At 60.3% G+C, this 15,807-nt stretch carries 14 protein-coding genes and 1 pseudogene; 6 read left to right on the top strand and 9 right to left on the bottom strand.

From position 1 onward, the window contains the following. Positions 1–87: 87 nt before the first annotated feature. From ispH to ACOYW1_RS24060, 3 genes are all read right to left on the bottom strand, one after another. Entirely contained in the window at positions 88–1,821 is a 1,734-nt protein-coding gene (ispH, locus tag ACOYW1_RS24070; protein ID WP_482420057.1) for a 4-hydroxy-3-methylbut-2-enyl diphosphate reductase, read from the bottom strand. 1 nt (position 1,822) lies between these two features. After that, positions 1,823–2,719 carry a ParB/RepB/Spo0J family partition protein gene (locus ACOYW1_RS24065; protein ID WP_482420056.1) on the bottom strand — a complete coding sequence of 299 codons (897 nt, stop codon included), beginning with the start codon at positions 2,717–2,719 and terminating at the stop codon, positions 1,823–1,825. A gap of 250 nt (positions 2,720–2,969) precedes the next feature. Further along, positions 2,970–3,728, bottom strand: a complete 759-nt coding sequence (locus ACOYW1_RS24060; protein ID WP_482418123.1) for a ParA family protein — start codon at positions 3,726–3,728, stop codon at positions 2,970–2,972. Positions 3,729–4,111: 383 nt separating this feature from the next. Here ACOYW1_RS24060 and ACOYW1_RS24055 point away from each other — a divergent pair, with 383 nt between their 5' ends. Beyond that, positions 4,112–5,542, top strand: a complete 1,431-nt coding sequence (locus ACOYW1_RS24055) for a M48 family metalloprotease (protein ID WP_482420055.1) — start codon at positions 4,112–4,114, stop codon at positions 5,540–5,542. Positions 5,543–5,796: 254 nt separating this feature from the next. Here the strand turns inward: ACOYW1_RS24055 and ACOYW1_RS24050 are convergent, their stop codons facing one another. From ACOYW1_RS24050 to ACOYW1_RS24035, 4 genes are all read right to left on the bottom strand, one after another. Continuing rightward, positions 5,797–6,624 carry a translation factor GTPase family protein gene (locus tag ACOYW1_RS24050; protein ID WP_482420054.1) on the bottom strand — a complete coding sequence of 276 codons (828 nt, stop codon included), beginning with the start codon at positions 6,622–6,624 and terminating at the stop codon, positions 5,797–5,799. Next, positions 6,621–6,887: an EF-Tu/IF-2/RF-3 family GTPase gene (locus tag ACOYW1_RS24045; protein ID WP_482420053.1), complete on the bottom strand. Its 267-nt coding sequence runs from the start codon at positions 6,885–6,887 to the stop codon at positions 6,621–6,623. Before ACOYW1_RS24045 ends, ACOYW1_RS24050 begins: the two co-directional genes overlap by 4 nt. Next, positions 6,884–7,792 carry a GTP-binding protein gene (locus ACOYW1_RS24040; protein ID WP_482420052.1) on the bottom strand — a complete coding sequence of 303 codons (909 nt, stop codon included), beginning with the start codon at positions 7,790–7,792 and terminating at the stop codon, positions 6,884–6,886. The genes ACOYW1_RS24045 and ACOYW1_RS24040 overlap by 4 nt, the downstream gene beginning before the upstream one ends. 294 nt (positions 7,793–8,086) lie before the next feature. After that, positions 8,087–8,662: a GerMN domain-containing protein gene (locus ACOYW1_RS24035; RefSeq protein ID WP_180142590.1), complete on the bottom strand. Its 576-nt coding sequence runs from the start codon at positions 8,660–8,662 to the stop codon at positions 8,087–8,089. Between the two features lie 482 nt (positions 8,663–9,144). Here ACOYW1_RS24035 and ACOYW1_RS24030 point away from each other — a divergent pair. The 5 genes and pseudogenes from ACOYW1_RS24030 to ACOYW1_RS24010 all read left to right on the top strand — a co-directional run. Then, positions 9,145–10,005: pseudogene (locus ACOYW1_RS24030) on the top strand (pyridoxal-dependent decarboxylase); the annotation flags it as partial. Positions 10,006–10,078: 73 nt separating this feature from the next. After that, positions 10,079–10,792 (top strand): pyridoxal phosphate-dependent decarboxylase family protein, encoded by a 714-nt coding sequence (locus tag ACOYW1_RS24025; RefSeq protein WP_482420051.1) that lies wholly within the window; start codon positions 10,079–10,081, stop codon positions 10,790–10,792. A gap of 75 nt (positions 10,793–10,867) precedes the next feature. Then, entirely contained in the window at positions 10,868–11,437 is a 570-nt protein-coding gene (locus ACOYW1_RS24020; RefSeq protein WP_482420050.1) for a pyruvate kinase alpha/beta domain-containing protein, read from the top strand. Between the two features lie 436 nt (positions 11,438–11,873). Beyond that, complete coding sequence (locus ACOYW1_RS24015; protein ID WP_482420049.1) at positions 11,874–12,335, top strand: hypothetical protein; 462 nt, start codon at positions 11,874–11,876, stop codon at positions 12,333–12,335. Continuing rightward, positions 12,248–12,871: a hypothetical protein gene (locus tag ACOYW1_RS24010; RefSeq protein ID WP_482420048.1), complete on the top strand. Its 624-nt coding sequence runs from the start codon at positions 12,248–12,250 to the stop codon at positions 12,869–12,871. The genes ACOYW1_RS24015 and ACOYW1_RS24010 overlap by 88 nt, the downstream gene beginning before the upstream one ends. A gap of 327 nt (positions 12,872–13,198) precedes the next feature. Here the strand turns inward: ACOYW1_RS24010 and ACOYW1_RS24005 are convergent, their stop codons facing one another. After that, positions 13,199–13,972, bottom strand: coding sequence for a fatty acid cis/trans isomerase (locus ACOYW1_RS24005; protein WP_482420047.1), 774 nt, complete (start codon positions 13,970–13,972; stop codon positions 13,199–13,201). Continuing rightward, positions 13,932–15,620 carry a fatty acid cis/trans isomerase gene (locus ACOYW1_RS24000; RefSeq protein ID WP_482420046.1) on the bottom strand — a complete coding sequence of 563 codons (1,689 nt, stop codon included), beginning with the start codon at positions 15,618–15,620 and terminating at the stop codon, positions 13,932–13,934. The genes ACOYW1_RS24005 and ACOYW1_RS24000 overlap by 41 nt, the downstream gene beginning before the upstream one ends. Between the last annotated feature and the right edge of the window lie 187 nt (positions 15,621–15,807).

The raw sequence follows: 15,807 nt of genomic DNA, 5'->3' as shown, positions 1-15,807 counted from the left end.
GAGGCGATGTCCCATCCATATGTAAAACCTGTGTGGCAACCTTATTTAAAAGGTTGGCCCCCGGCAGGGCCGCCGGAGGCAGCCATTTTACCCGATGCAGAGGCTCCAGGTGAGGGCCAGGACCCCTGCCAGCACCAGATGGCTTTCGATGAGGAGTTCAAGCTGCACGCCTGCCAGGAGAAGATGGTTCTGGTAGGCGATGAGCAGGGCAAACATCAGCACCGGGCAGATCCAGAGGAGAAGGCCCAGGCTTGAGAAGATGCCCAGGGCGCTGATAAGCGGGAGCATCACGGCCAGGGCCACCAGCAGGTTCTTGAGCAGGCGGATGGTTTTTTTATCCCCCAGGATGATGGGGAAGGTCTCCTGGCCCACGATGCGGTCCCCCTGCATGTCGAGGATGTCGAAGAAGACCGTCCGGGCAAAGACCATGCCGCAGGCAAAGACCAGGGCGGGAAGGGTGGCGAGACCGAACCCGTTGTCGCTGGTGAGGGCGGGCAGCAGGGCGGTGACTGTGCCCCAGGCCGCGGTGATGAGGATGGTCTTGGAGCCGGGGATGTCCCGCAGGCATCGGTACCTGCCTTGGAAAAAGCGCTTTGGGATCACCGGGGCGTTGTACGAGAGGCCCGCCAGGCTCATGCCCAGCAGCACGAGAAAGGCAAAGAGGCCCTGGCTGTAGGCCAGGAGAAGGCCCACGCCGCCGCCGGTGAAGGCAAAGCCCGCCAGGGGCCACTTGTTTCGGTCGTAGAAATCGGCTCGCTCCGGGTCGTTGTAACGGTCCGAGGAGATGGCGGTGAGGTGGTTGAAGATGTGCATGGACAGGACGTAGAGCATGGCCACGGCCGCGGGGATGAGCCAGCGGTCGATGCCCTGGAGCATGGAGCAGGCATAGGAGAGAAAGGCCGCCCCCAGGGCGAGGTAGGCGTTGCTGCGCAGCAACGCCATCTTCAGGGCCGAGACCGGGATGCCGAAAAGGTCCTTTTCGCTTGCCGTGCCGCTTTCGATGAAGCGGTAGACTTTGTTGATGATCCAGTTGGGGGTGGAGGCCCCGGCGGTGATGGCAACGGATTTCAGGTGCTTGATCCGGCTTAAGTCCAGCTCGTCGGTGTCCTCGATGTGAAAGGTGAGCTTGCCCGATTCCCTGGCCAGTTCTGCCAGGCGCTGGGTGTTGCCGCTGCTTTTGCCGCCCACCACCACCACGGCGTCGACGTTCTGGGCGATGGACAGGATGTCCGCCTGCCTTTTTTCCGTGGAATCGCAGATGGTATCGAAGGTGAGGTAGTGGGGGTGGGTGCTGGCGACCCACGCCTTGACCTCGTCGTAAAAGTGCACGTTCTGGGTGGTCTGGGCCACGAGGATGGCATTTTCAAAGTGGGGAAGGGCCTTGACCTCGTCAAGGGTCTCCACCACATGGCCCAGGCCGTGGGCGTAGCCGTTGAGCCCGATGACCTCGGGGTGGTCCCGGTCCCCGATGATGATGGCGTGGTGGCCTTTTTTGGCGTAGCGGTGGATGATGCGCTGCACCTTGATCACGCGCGGGCAGGTGGAGTCGATGACGGAAAATCCTGCGTCCTTGAGGGCCTCTTTGGCCTCGGGCGGAACCCCGTGGGCACGGATCACCACGGTGCCGTCGCCCTGTTCGGGGATCTCCGAGATGGCGGGGACCCCTTTTTCCTTGAGCAGGTCCAGGACCTGGGGGTTGTGGATCAGGGGGCCGTAGGTGCAGATGGGGCCGTCCTGGCCGTTGGAGGCGTCCAGGGCCGTTTCCACGGCTCGTCTGACGCCCATGCAAAATCCGGCGGTGCGCGCGATGATAATTTTCATGTTAGGCTGTTTCCAGAAGCGTGAGAAGGCGATTGAAGTCGTCATCGCCGTAAAACTCGATTTCAAGTCGGCCCTTTTTCCCCCGTTGCTTGATCTGGACCCTGTTGCCGAATCGGTGGCTCAGGCGCTCGGCAATGGTGTCGAGCTGGAGTTGGTGTGCGGAAGGCACCTCGGGCTCTTGTTCGGGTTGCTGGTTCTCGGTTTTGAGGCGACGGACCAGCGCTTCCGTCTGTCTGACGGAGAGGGCCTTTTCCAGAACGGTGCGAAAGGCCTCTTTCTGGGTGAGGGGGTTGTCCGTTCCCAAAAGGGCCCGGGCGTGCCCCATGCTGAGGCGACCGTCCTGAATGCTGGCTTTGATCTCCGGGGGAAGCTGTCGCAGGCGCAGGAAGTTGGCCACGGCCGGGCGGCTCTTGCCCACCTTGGCGGCCATCTCCTCCTGGGTAAGGGAGAAGAGTTCCATGAGGCGGTGGTACGCCTCGGCTTCTTCAATGGGGTTTAGGTTTTCGCGCTGGATGTTCTCCACGATGGCCACTTCCAGGAGCTTGGCATCGGAGACGTCGCGGACCACCACGGGGACCGTGTCAAGTTTCGCCAGCTTTGCGGCGCGCAGGCGCCTTTCACCTGCCACCAGCTCGTAGGCACCGGCCTCGGCGGCTCGTACCACCAAAGGCTGGATGATGCCCTGCTCCCGGATGGAGTCGGCAAGTTCCGAAAGCTCTTCATCGGAAAAGGTGTGCCGGGGCTGGTATCGGTTGGGGCTGATGCGGTGGATGTCGCAGCGAAAGAATTCCTGGGACGATTCCGGGGCGTCGTCCAGCTGAAGGCTGCTTTCCGGGATCAGGGCGGAGAGCCCTCGGCCCAGGCCCTTTTTTTTGCGTGATTTGGCGGTAGTGGTCATGTTTTTTATCTCACCGTCTCTCTTGGTGAAGGTTATCGGCCCTGCACGGCAGGGTCTGCTCAAGGTCCCGGGTTAACAGGGGCAAGGGCCGGGCGGGCCTTGCCCCCATCGGGCGCCATGTGTCTGAATGGTGGACGAGACGTTTCGTCCGAAGGTTCCGGCCATGGGCGGCCGGAAAGTGGAAGGGCGCGTTTGTGGCGGTGGTTGCCAACCGGTCACATCACGTCGGGCGTCGGGGCTTACGGTGTCATCACCGCTCGACCACCTCTTTGGCCAGGGCCAGGTAACTCTTGGCTCCCACGGAGGAGGGGTCGTACAGAAAGATGGGTTCGCCGTAACTCGGCGCTTCGGAGAGCCGGACGCTCCTTGGGATACGCGTGGTGAAGACCAGGTCGTTGAAGTGTTTTTCAGCCTCTTCCGCCACCTGAAAGGAGAGGTTGGTGCGGCGGTCAAACATGGTGAGCAGGATGCCGCTGATGCGAAGGCGCGGGTTCAAGCTGGCCTTGATGCGTTTTACCGTGTCGATGAGCTGGGTGAGCCCTTCCAGGGCATAAAATTCACTCTGCAGGGGGACCAGAATGGAGTCGGCCGAGGCCATGGCGTTGAGGGTGAGCAGGCTCAAGGAGGGAGGGCAGTCGATGACGATGTAATCAAAGGTCTCCTTTACTTCCTCCAGAAGCTCGCGCATCACCAGCTCCCGGCCTTCGTGGGCCATCATCTCCACCTCGAAGCCGATGAGCTCCACCCGGGCGGGAATCACGGAGAGTCCCTCCACGGCCGTGGGATGAATGAGCGCCTGTGCGTCCGCATCACCGATGAGACCGTGATACAGGTTTTCCCGGAGGGCTGTCTTGTCGATCCCGATGCCGGTGGTGGCGTTGGCCTGGGGGTCGCAGTCCACAAGAAGGGTGCGTTTCCCGATCTTGGCCAGGGCCGTTGCCAGGTTGATGGATGTGGTGGTTTTACCCACGCCGCCTTTCTGGTTTGCTATGCAGATAATCTGTGCCATGGTCGAGGAGATTAGCATAAAAAAGGGGTTTTGCAAAGAAAATGAGCAAAAAACGGCAGTGTAGATATTGCTTGTATAATTGGAGTGTTAGTTCCTTGTGGGGTGGGCGTGTCCCCCCCGCAGGGTCCTGCCGTGGGGCCACCGGGGGCCGGTTGTGGGGCAGCAGGGGGTGTGCTAAAGTGGGCTGGCTGTGATGCGGGTCGGAAGCCGGGAACCCCGGTTGTGCCTGGGATCACAGACAGAGCGCATGGCGCAAGGTATGATATTTTCAAAGGAACCTGCCGCATTTTGTCGGGCCCGAAAGGGCCGTTGCAGGACGAAACGAGCGCAATATTGAGGTGTGCATGAAAAAAAGAAGACGACCTTTTCTACGGGCTGTCTCCATGGCGATAATGTGTGTGTTTCTCTGCGGTCAGGTGGCCTCGGCCATCACCATCCGCGAGGAGAACGAAGTGGCCGGAGAGTTCATCCGGATGATACGCGCCCAGTACCGGATTGTGGATGATCCCGTTGTCAGTGACTATATCAACACCTTGGGGAACCGCATTCTCTCGGCCTTTCCGGAGCAGCACTTCAAGTACCGTTTTTATGTGGTGCAAAGCGACGTGTACAACGCCTTTGCAGGGCCCGGTGGGCACGTGTTTTTCCATAGCGGGCTGATCCAGGGGCTCCCTTCGGAGGAGGCCCTGGCGGGCATCGTGGCCCACGAAATTTCCCATGTCTACAGCCGGCATATCTCCGACCGCATCGAGCGTTCCAAAAAGATCGGTATAGGAACCCTGGCCGGTGTGGCCGCCGGCATCCTCGTGGGGGTGGCCGGGGGGAACTCCGAGGCTGCCGGAGCCCTGACCCTGGGCTCCCTGGCGGGCTCCCAGAGCGCGGCCCTGGCCTACAGCCGGGAAGACGAAATGCAGGCCGACCAGGTGGGGATGACGTACATGATGGAGGCCGGGTACGGCGGTGAGGAGATGCTCACGGCCCTGAAGACCATTCGCTCCAAGCAGTGGTTCGGGCCTTCCCAGGTCCCCACGTACCTCACCACCCACCCCGCCCTGGAAGACCGGCTGGTCTATATCAGCAACTGGATCGAGGCCCATAAAGAGGAACTCGACGCCCGAAGGAAGGTCATCGACCAGTCGGAGTTTTTGAAGATCAAGGCGCGGCTCACGGCCCTTTACACCCCGGTGGACCAGGCGGAAGAGCGGTTTATGAACGCCATGGAGCGGGGAGATGCCCCCTTGTACACCGAATACGGTCTGGCCCTTCTCATGGACCGCATGGGCAAATACGACAAGGCCGCCGTTCACATGCGGCGGGTCCTGGAAAAAAGAGCCTTTGACAAGGACGCCCTCAAGGGGCTGGGTTGGATCTATTTTCATCAGGGCAAGCTTGCGGAGTCACGCCGCCTGCTGGAGGGGGCCCTGAGCATGGATCCGGATGATTTTGAAAGCAACCTCTGGATGGGGCGCCTCCTTATTGAAGAGGGGGACTACGACGGAGCGGTGGACCGCCTCCTGCCCCTGGCAAGGGATTACGGTCCCGGGGCACGGGCCCATTACGACCTGGGCAATGCCTATGCCAAACTGGGAAAAGCCTATGAGTCCGCCTACCACCTCGGCCTCTCCTACCGGGCATCAGGGGACCTTCGCAACGCCGTGTTCCAGCTGAAGCGTGCAAAGGAGATGGCGCCTGATGACGCCTCCCGCAAAGAGGTGGAAAAAGCCCTTGTGTCGATTACGGGCAAGAAAAAGAAGAAGAAAGAGAAGGCCGAGGAGCCGGTGCCTGATGAAGAAGGGGAAAAGGTGAAAGGCTGAAGGCTAAAGGCGAAGGGCCAAAGGCGAAGGGCTGAAGACGAAAAGCAAAAGGGCCGCTTTCCCATGGGGAAGCGGCCCTTTTTATTTAATGCGGGTGGGTGCCGTGTGGCGACCCGTTAGGGCTATGCCAGGTATGAATTACACATGACGAAATCACCCCATACGTCCTCAGCATGTTTTTTTGATCGTTGCGTCGAGACGTAACGCATTTGAGGTGAAATATCGTTATGTATTATTATTTTGGGGCATAGCCCCTATTTGTCCACGGCGCGGTCGAAGTGGGAGAACTTCATGGTGAAGTTGCCCCGGCCCTGGGTGGCGGAACGAAGGGCGGTGGAGTAGCCGAACATCCGGGACAGGGCCACGGCAGCGTTGATCTCCTGGATGCCCGCGTTGGGGTTGATGGCCTCGATCTTGCCGCCACGGGAGTTGAGGTCGCCGATGACTTCGCCCATGAAGTCGTCGGGTACAAAGACCTCCACGGCCATCACCGGCTCCAGCAGGAAGGGGGAGCCGTTTGAAAGGGCCTCCCGCATGGCCATGGAGGCGCTGACGGAGAAGGCCAGCTCGGTGCCGTGGCCTTCCCGGGTGTCGGCCCCGGTGACCGTGGCTTCCACGTCCACCACCGGGTAGCCCAGGAGGGTACCGCTGTCCAGGGCGTCCATGACCCCTTTTTCGATGGCTGCGCTGAACTGGGGCGGCAGCTCCTCTTCGGAGAGGTTGTTGACGAACCGGTTGCCCTCGCCCAGGGCCAGGGGCTTGAGGGTGAGGGAGACCTGGCCGTAGTGGCTCTGACCGGCCATCTCGCGATCGAAGGTGGCGGTGGCGGAGGTCTCGTTTGTGATGCTCTCCCGGTAGACCACCTGGGGTTTGCCCACGTTGACGTCGGTGTTGAACTCACGCTGCATGCGGCTGATGATGATCTCCAGGTGCAGCTCTCCCATGCCGGAGAGGATGGTCTGGCCGGTGTCCTCGTCGGTGCGGACCTTCAAGGTCGGGTCTTCGGTGGTGAACTTGGCCAGAACCGTGTCCAGCTTGTCCTGGTCGGCGTGGGTCTTGGGCTCCACAGCGATGGAGATCACCGGCTCGTAGGTGTCGATACGCTCCAGGATGACCTGGTTGTCGGCGTTGCAGAGGGTGTCCCGGTGGAGGTGTCCTTGAGGCCCACGATGCCAGGGATTGCTTCCGGGCCAGCTTCGGCCACCCGCTCTTTTCGGTTGGCGTGCATCTGCAGGATTCGGGAGAGCTTCTCCTTTTTTTTCAACAGCGGGTTGAACACCTCGCTGCCCGCAATGAGCTTGCCGCTGTATATGCGTGCAAAGGAGAGCTTGCGGCCTTCGATCATGGAGACCTTGAAGACCAGGGCGGAGAGGGGCTCTTTGACCTTCTGCTCAAAGGTGACGGCCTCGCCGCTGGTGGGGTTGTCGTCGGCCGGCCAGGGATGTCCACGGGGCTGGGCAGGTAGTCGCAGATGGCGTCGAGCAGGGGCTGGATGCCCTTGTTTCTGAGGGCCGTGCCGCAGAGGACCGGCACGATGGAGAGGTCGATGGTCCCCTTGCGCAGGGCCGCCTTGATCTGATCGTTGGTGACGGGCTCTTCGGCCAGGTAGGCCTCCATGATCTCCTCATCCACGTCGGAGAGGGCCTCAATCATGGCATCCCGTGCGGCTTCGGCGTCGTCGATCATGGCCTCGGGGATGGGACCGGTTTCGAACTCGGCACCCAGGGAGTCGTCGTTCCAGGCAATCATCTCCATGGCGATGAGGTCGATGACGCCCTGGAAGGACTCTTCGGCTCCCACGGGGAGCTGGATCACCACGGGGTTGGCCCCGAGTTTTTCACGGATGGCGGTCACCGCGCCGTTAAAGTCGGCGCCGATGCGGTCCAGCTTGTTGATGAAGGCGATGCGGGGAACCTTGTATTTGTCGGCCTGGCGCCACACCGTCTCGGACTGGGGCTGAACCCCGCCCACGGCGCAGAAGACGCCGATGGCGCCGTCCAAGACGCGCAGGGACCGCTCCACCTCAATGGTGAAGTCCACGTGGCCCGGGGTGTCGATGATCTGGATCTGCTTGTTGTGCCACTGGCAGGTGGTAACCGCCGAGGTGATGGTGATGCCTCGTTCCTGCTCGTCGGTCATCCAGTCCATGGTGGCTTCGCCGTCATGGACCTCGCCGATTTTGTGGGACCGCCCCGTGTAGTAAAGGATGCGCTCGGTGACGGTGGTTTTTCCCGCATCGATGTGGGCCATGATGATGTTGCTGCTGTTCCGCTGTCGTTTTTCATGTGTGCGTGTTTTTCCTGATGGCCTCAAAAAAAGTCCGGCAAAGGGTGGTGGGGTTCACCAGCGATGCGATGGGTCACCAGCCCGCTGTGCGGCCACATGGCCCGGGCACGTGATGTTGACTTTTTTTCGATCTTTATGTTGCAAACGGGGCGGGAGCTTCCCGTCGTCCGTCACTCTTCCTTCTAATATGGACACAGCCTGTCCCGTGTTAGGGGCATGTGACTGTTGTGTTACGTGCTGCTTTGCCCTTGTCGGCCCCTATCGTACCATGAGCATGTCGGGAGCAAGGGGCTCGGAGATGTCGATGTGGCCGGCCAGGGTCTCTGCCCGCTCGCCCTCGATGAGGATCCGGACGGCATCGATCTCCGGGATGTTGACGGCCAGGGAGTTGACCACCGAGTAGACGGTGAGCAGTTCAGAGGCCGCGCCCATGGGCTCTTCCCGGATCTCTCGGGAAAAATCCACCACCGCCACCTTGGGGTCGGTGATGTACAGGGCCCGCAGGCGGGTGGTTGCCGGCAGGGTTCGGGCGCTGCCCCGTTCGGGGCCGTCAATGAGGGCCGCGATGATCTTCTGGCTCAGCTGCCAGGGATCTTTTGTCGTGGAGACGGTGCGTTCCTCGGAGGTGAGAAAACGGCCGTCGCGCTGGGCAAAGTAGAGGAAAAAGCTCTCCTCTTCGATGCGGCCCGAGTGGCTGGCCGGAATGGGGGCCTCCGTGATGTTCCTCTGGGCGGCGTCGGGGCCCGAGAAAAAGGAGAAGATGGCCACGATGACCAGCGTTGCCACGGCTGCTGCCACAAAAACCCCGGTTTGTCCTTTTCCGTCTTCGGTCATGGCTCCCTGTTGCCTTGCCCGGGTATTGCGTCCCGGTGTCTCAAGTGTGCGTCTGCCCGGGAACAGTCCCCAGACAGGGTGAACGGAACCCTTGTTACGGAATCCCATGGGTTCCGGGCCGTTGGCGACGGCTCGGGCGCCGGTGGGGGTGGGTGCCGCTGTGAGCCAGCAAAATTTAGGCTATAATGAAAAGGTTGTCAAGAAATGAGGCACGGGATTGCTCCTGTATTCACGTATTTTAGCACGTCTGAGGGCTGCCCCGGACTCAGGGGTTTTTCATGCCCCCAATGGATCCGAAAGGGAGGAAAGGAGCAGGGGAGGCCAGAAACCCTTGAAAGACGGGGGCTGTCAATGGGCTTTTTTTTTAGTCGGCGTTGTTATTTTTGCGTAAACGGGATATCAGATCATGATACGATGGTATCAGGTCTCTGAAACAGGGGGTTTGAAAGGGGCGTGAAAGACGGGCAGTGCAGTGAAAAACGATGGCGAGGCGCAGGAAATTGCATCCGCTGATCGAGGTGCAGAACCAGGAAGATGAAAAAACACGGGACGTTCTGGTGCATCATATGCGCCATATCCTCTTTGATCTCCACGATTTTCTGATCCAGAACGTGGGAATCACCGAAGCCGTGAGCCTCAAGGAGATCGCAGACCGGTGTACCGACACCGTGATGAACAGCCTGCCTGAAAAGCGCCTGGCCGATGTGGTCAGCGGGGTCTTCGAAGAGATTGTGCCCCACGCCGTGAACGTGGCCTCACCCTATTTCGTGGGACACATGACGGCTGCCATTCCCTATTTTATGGTGCATTTAAAGGCCATTGTGGCCGCCCTGAACCAGAACGTGGTGAAGCTGGAAACCTCCAAGATGCTCTCCGTGCTGGAGAAGCAGGTGGTGGCCAAGGTGCACCGCATCATCTACCAGAAAGAGGACGCCTTTTACCGGGAGCACGTCCAGAACACCCATACCTCCCTGGGCTCCTTCACCGAAGGGGGCACCACGGCCAATCTCACCGCTCTCTGGGTTGCCAGGAACAGGGCCCTGGGTCCCACGGAATCCTTTGGGGGCGTTGAAGTCGAAGGGCTGGCCGCCGCCTACGCCGCTCACAACATCGACCGGTGCGTGATCCTTGTCTCCAAGAGGTGCCACTACTCCCTGCGGAAATGCGGCGGGATCCTGGGCATCGGCAACGGCAACATCATTCCTGTGCCCGTGGACAACACCAACCGCATGCGGGTGGACTGCCTGGCCGAGATTCTCGAAGGGTTAAAAAAGGAGGGACGGACCCGGGTGGCTGCTGTGGTCACCGTGGCAGGGACCACCGAGACCGGTAATGTGGACCCCATCCCCGAGATCAGCGCTATCTGTCGCAAAGAGGGCATCCATCTCCACGCCGACGCCGCTGGCTGCCACACTTATGAGCGAGACCTACGCCCACCTTCTCAAGGGCATCGAAGAGGTGGACTCCGTCACCATCGACGCCCACAAGCAGTTTTACATGCCCATGAGTTCGGGCATGGTCTTTTTCAAAGACCCCACCAGCCTGGACGCTGTGGCCTACCATGCCAACTACATCATCCGCAAAGGGAGCGTGGACTTAGGCAGCAAGACCCTCTCCGGTTCCCGGGAAGCCAACTGCCTTATCCTGGACAGCGCCTTCAAGATCATGGGCAGCCGGGGTTACGGCATGCTCATCGACCACGGCATCGAGCTGGCCCGGCGTTTTGCCGAGGAGATCGATGGCCGAGACATTTTCCAGCTGGTGACCCGGCCGGAACTCAACATCCTCACCTACCGCGTCTGCCCGACCCCCTTCCAAAAGGAGATGGCCCAGGCCTCCCCCGAGCGGATCCTTGAGATCAATGAATATTTCAACGAGGTGAACCGCGCCCTTCAGCAGGAGCAGCGGGAGGCGGGCAACAGCTTTGTCTCCCGGACCGTGCTGGAGCACGAGACCGTCTTTCCGGGGTATCCCGAAGGAAAGGTCGTGGTCCTTCGCAGCGTCCTCATGAACCCTTTGACCACCATGGATGTGCTGCGGGATATCCTCGATGAGCAGGAGGCCATTTACGCAGCCTGGCTCAAGGGCGATACCAGCCGCAAGGGCCGGAGGCGGGGGGAACCTTCCTGAAAAAACATGCCCGGGCCGAAACGGCCCGGGTTTCGAGTACAATCCACACCACCCCACCAAAGAGATGGACACCCTATGATTCTTTTTGACCAGCCCGGAAAAACCAACACCGACGATGTGCTGCGATGCGTCAGGGAACAGGGCGAGGCCCTTGGCATCAAAACCTGCGTTTTGGCAACGACCAGCGGCTACACAGCCCAACTGGCCGCAGAGATCCTCAAAGGGTTCGATGTGGTGGCCGTCACCCATTTTACGGGCCTTAAAGGGCCCAATGTCCAGGAGCTGGAGCCGGACACCCGGGGGCGCCTCGAAGCCTCGGGCGTAAAGGTCCTCACCTGTGGTCACACCTTTTTCGGTATCGGCAGGGCCGTGCGCCTGCGGTTCAACACCTACCAGGTGGACGAGGTCATTGCCGAAACCTTAAAGCTCTTCGGAGCGGGCCTCAAAGTGGCCGTGGAGGTGAGCCTCATGGCCGCCGACGCCGGGCTTATCTCTGCCGGTGAGAACGTCATCTGTGTGGGGGGCTCCGGCAGGGGTGCCGACACTGCCGTGGTTTTGCGCGCCGTCAATACCGCCGATTTCTTCAAGATGAAAATCCGTGAGATCCTCTGCAAGCCCGCGTTTGACAACGACGCCGAAGCGTAACCCCAGGTTTGCACATGCCCCGGGGCTAAAGCCCTTCACACGTGCTTACGGGCTTGGCCCGCGGAAAGCCGGGCAGGCTTTTGAAACCCTCGACAAATGGTGTCTTGCAAGGTCTCCTGAAAGGCCCTGAAGGAAAGGCGAATGGGATTTTCCCCGAGGAACGAGGGGAAAGCGCATTCGCAACCAGCTTTCAAGGTGGCACACCTTGCCGCCGGAGGCATGCATTTGTTGCTCTTTTGTGGGAAGGGTGGTAGGTCGTGGGTATGAAAAACACAGAGACACAGACAGTAACGACGCGCATGTTCTGGTGGCGCTCCTGACGGAGCGGCACATGGACTTGTATTGTCTTCATTTGCCGCCGAAGGGCGACGAATGAATTGACACGTGCGTGCAATCGTCTCCTTCGGTGGTGTTAAACATATCAAAGGAGAACAAGATGTCTCAAAAAATCCTTACGGGCGATCGCCCCACCGGTTCCCTTCACCTCGGCCACTACGTCGGCTCCCTTACCCAGCGCGTGGCGCTGCAGGACACCTCTTCCCAGGCCATTCTCATTGCGGACATGCAGGGCCTGACGGACAACGGGCACACCCCTGCCAAGGTGTCCGGCAACATCCTCAATGTGCTGGCCGACTACCTGGCCGTGGGCATTGACCCCGAGCGCACCGTGATCTGCCTTCAGTCGGGGCTGCCTGCCCTAGCCGAGCTCACCATGTACTACGCCAACCTCGTGACGGTCTCCCGTCTCCAGCGAAACCCCACCGTAAAAGCGGAAATTGCCGGCAAGCAGTTCGGTGCCATCTTCCATCTGTGGGTTCTCATCCGATCAGCCAGGCCGCAGACATCACCGCGTTTCAGGCGGACCTTGTCCCTGTGGGGGAGGACCAGCTGCCCATGATCGAGTTGACCAATGAGGTGGTGCGCAAGGTCAACCAGGTTGCGGGCAGCGAGGTGCTGGTGGAGTGCCGCCCCCTTCTCAGCAAGGTCTCCCGCCTGCCCGGAGTGGACGGCAAGGCAAAGATGTCCAAATCCCTGGGGAACGTCATCACCCTGGGCAGCGACGACGCCGAGATCGAGCGCGCCGTGAAGAAAATGTACACCGACCCCAACCACCTGCGCATCGAAGACCCCGGCTCTGTGGAGGGGAACGTGGTCTTCACCTATCTCGATGCCTTTTGCCCGGATGAAGCCCTTGTGGCCAGCCTCAAAGAGGGCTACCGACGCGGCGGCCTGGCCGACAGCAAGTTGAAATCTCTTCTTACAGAATGCCTGCAGGAGCTGTTGGCTCCCATCCGCAGGCGCAGGGCTCGCTTTCTCGCAGACCCGGCCGGGCTTATGAACATCCTGCGTGCGGGCACGGAGAAAGCCCGGGCAGAAACCGAAGAGACCGCCCAAAAGGTCAAGGCCGCTTTTGGGCTGGATTTATTAAGGTAGGGCCGTTTCTATGGTCAATGTGGGTAAAAAAAAAGCAGGCCTCCGGCAGCAAGGGGCTGACCCCAGGTTCGGGAATGCTCTTTCGCCTTCGTTCCTCAGGCTCATCACATTCCCTGACGGGCTTCGCCCGTGAAAACATGAAAAAACTTCAGGCAACATGAAGGTGTCTCTCAATAAGCCGTCACCTTATTTATGGGCGAGGCCTGATGGCAAATGCGGAGGGGCTTTAGCCCCTGAGCATTTTGTGGACCTGGGGTCCAGGGGATTTATCCCCTGGCTGCTGGAGGCAAGGCTATTGTCTGGCTTTGGCCATAGGGTGCTGCTTTATCACCACTCCACCAGGGTCCCGTCCTCTTTTTCGGCGATGCGGATGTACCGGTAGAGGTCGAAGGTGCCCCCTTCCACGGGGTGGGCGTTAAGAAAGGTCCGGCAGTGCCAGTCGTATTCGTCCCAGAAGTCCGGGCTGGTGCGGCGGACCACGTGGCGCCTGGCCATGAGGTAGTAGGTGACCTCGTCTTTGACCTTGAGGTAGCGGTCGGCCAGGGTTTCCACCTTGTCAACGTCGATGCGCACAAAGGCGTTGGGGTAGCTTCCCACGTGGCCGCGGACGATGCTCAGGGTGTCGTCTTCGGGGCGGCGGCGCCTCTCTTCGCCGAACATGAAGGAATTGTTGCTCAGGGCCTTGTTCTTGATGATGGTGTAGGCCAGATCCTCCTGATTGGGCGGGGTGACCACCCGGAGAAAGGAGACGTCCGGGAACACCTCGGTCTTTCTTCCTTTGATAGCGGTGATGCGGCGAAGGGCCTTTTCAACGGCTATCCTCTGCGGGCTGGCCCCCTCGGTGGGGCAATGCCCGGAGGGGCAGCGGTTGATGGGGTCGTGCTGCGGGATGACGGGACCCACATGGGCCAGCACCTGCTTAAAAAACTCGTCTTTCGGGGTCAGGGTTCGATAGGTGAAGCCTGTTTCGCGGGAAAGGCCCAGCAAGGGGTTTTCAATGTGGTTCTTGAACTCGGCGCGGGTGCCCTGGTACCAGTTTTTTCGCATCTCCTCACGGCGGTCACTGGGCATGAAGCTTAAAAAGTTGTTTTCGCCTTCCATGCGGAGAAATCCATGAGATGCGGGCGAACGCCGGTGTCCTCACGTTGCCGTAGACATCAAAGCCCGCCACAAGCAGGTAGTGGATTCTCTCCAGCAGGGGAAAGTCCACCACCCAGGCGGTCTTGGGGACCTGGCCCACCAGGCCTTTGAGGACGGTGGCGCTGTCGAAGTGACGGAACACGGTGAGCAGGGCGTTGTCGTTGGTGCCGCCGTCTCCGTCCCAGATGTGGGTGATGTCGTTGCCGATGTGGTCGGGGTGGAGGCGGTCGATATAGTCGTCTTTGGTCTTGAGGTACTTTTTCTGGTTGCGGGAGTAGGTGAACCAGATGCTGAGAATGTTGAGGGTGTTTTCCTTTTCCCCGGGCAGGGCCAGCAAGGGGCTCACCTCCGCGAGGAAGTCGGAGTCGTTGCTGATCATGTCCTTGTCCGGGTCGAAAAAGGCCACAAAAAAATGGTCGTTGATGACGTTGAGGGCCACCTGGCCCCTGCAGACCGGTCCTTTGATAAATCCGTTCACAAAAAAGTGGGCATCGTCCAGGAGGAACCGGTACCGGGAGGCGGCCGGGAGCTGGGCAAAGGCCCGCAAGGGGTTGGCTGCGGTGTTCGGGTCGTAGGAGGGCAGGCTGGTAACCTCGTAGGGCTGCGTAAAGAAGAGGTCGTTGAAGCGTCTCATCTTGGTATCGGAAAGCCGGTAGACGGTGTGGTCCTTCACCACCACGGCGGGGGTCTTTTTCAACCGGTAATAAAAGGGGCGGATGCCCGGGGCGTCGTAGGGGCGCACGCTGGGGATTTCGTCCACGGGCTCACCGGGAGGTGTGGTGGAGCGCACCAGGCGGTAGAACTCCCGGCTGGGCAGGCCCTTAAAGTGGATATGGGCGATGAAGAGGTGCTCGTAGATGTAGCGGCTTACGAGCTGTTCCCGCAAGGAGGTGCCGTTAAAAAAGAGCTCCCAGCGGGCGATGATGTCGGCTGCCTGCGGTGATGTTGTTTCTGGTTGTCTCATGAGCCCGCCGTCTGCGATCCATTTCAGGATGGCGTCGTGTTCCTCCCTGGTGAGCCCGGGCAGGGCGTAGGGCATGCCCCACAGGGGATAGCGCTCCTCAAAGCTGTCAAAGGACTCGCTGGGTTCGCAGTTGTTGGCCTTGGCCAGGGAGAGGTCAAAGGACTGGGGCAGGAGCTCCTTTTTTGGCTGGGGGTTTTTCGCCTTTAATTCCAGCATCCGGGCCAGGACGGAGTTCTCCCGGTTGACGGAAGGCTCCTGGGTGCGTTCGTTAAGGACCGGGTGAAACCCCTTGTCCCGCCACCCTTGGGTGGTGTCCGCGTCGATGAAGAGTCGGGTGGGGTCGTCTGCCGTGATGCGGGAGGCGTTGTACACCATGAGCGAGGTGGCCCCCCGGTCCAGTCCCTCAAAGGAGGTGAGCTTCAGCTGGCAGGGTGCATCGTAACAGCTGTGGCAGGCGCTGCACCGTTTTTCCAGGATGGGCTGGATGTCCTCATAATAGGTGAGCTCTTCCCTGGGCTCCCCGTCCACCCGGGCGACCACCTGCTCCGGCCCGTACCTTTCGTTGAAGACCTTGGCCTGCTGCACGCCGCAGCCGATGAGAAAGAGTCCCACACACAAGAGTAACGCCTTCCATTGTTTTCCCATGGTGCCTCCCTGATAGTGAAAAAAAGGAAAAAGCCTCCGGCGGGTCGCTTTTTGAAAAAAGCTCCGCAAAAACGTTTCAGCTTCTCCTTCAGCCCTTGCAGGGCTGAAGGAGAGGGCTGCTGTATGATCGAACGGACATGTGAATCATGAACACCCCACTCCGCCCATTACGGGCACAGCCCGTCAG

The sequence above is a fragment of the Desulfoluna sp. CYM3A genome, from assembly GCF_056829965.1.
Note: the sequence above shows the minus strand (reverse complement) of the source record. Positions and strands in the feature narration are given on the sequence as shown.

Bases quoted from the DNA above. Each gene is read 5' to 3' on its own strand.
- ispH (WP_482420057.1), bottom strand. From the start codon at position 1,821: ATGAAAATTATCATCGCGCGCACCGCCGGATTTTGCATGGGCGTCAGA.
- ACOYW1_RS24065 (WP_482420056.1), bottom strand. From the start codon at position 2,719: ATGACCACTACCGCCAAATCACGCAAAAAAAAGGGCCTGGGCCGAGGG.
- ACOYW1_RS24060 (WP_482418123.1), bottom strand. From the start codon at position 3,728: ATGGCACAGATTATCTGCATAGCAAACCAGAAAGGCGGCGTGGGTAAA.
- ACOYW1_RS24055 (WP_482420055.1), top strand. From the start codon at position 4,112: ATGGCGATAATGTGTGTGTTTCTCTGCGGTCAGGTGGCCTCGGCCATC.
- ACOYW1_RS24045 (WP_482420053.1), bottom strand. From the start codon at position 6,887: ATGATCGAAGGCCGCAAGCTCTCCTTTGCACGCATATACAGCGGCAAG.
- ACOYW1_RS24040 (WP_482420052.1), bottom strand. From the start codon at position 7,792: ATGGCCCACATCGATGCGGGAAAAACCACCGTCACCGAGCGCATCCTT.
- ACOYW1_RS24035 (WP_180142590.1), bottom strand. From the start codon at position 8,662: ATGACCGAAGACGGAAAAGGACAAACCGGGGTTTTTGTGGCAGCAGCC.
- ACOYW1_RS24025 (WP_482420051.1), top strand. From the start codon at position 10,079: ATGAGCGAGACCTACGCCCACCTTCTCAAGGGCATCGAAGAGGTGGAC.
- ACOYW1_RS24020 (WP_482420050.1), top strand. From the start codon at position 10,868: ATGATTCTTTTTGACCAGCCCGGAAAAACCAACACCGACGATGTGCTG.
- ACOYW1_RS24015 (WP_482420049.1), top strand. From the start codon at position 11,874: ATGTCTCAAAAAATCCTTACGGGCGATCGCCCCACCGGTTCCCTTCAC.
- ACOYW1_RS24005 (WP_482420047.1), bottom strand. From the start codon at position 13,972: ATGGAAGGCGAAAACAACTTTTTAAGCTTCATGCCCAGTGACCGCCGT.
- ACOYW1_RS24000 (WP_482420046.1), bottom strand. From the start codon at position 15,620: ATGGGAAAACAATGGAAGGCGTTACTCTTGTGTGTGGGACTCTTTCTC.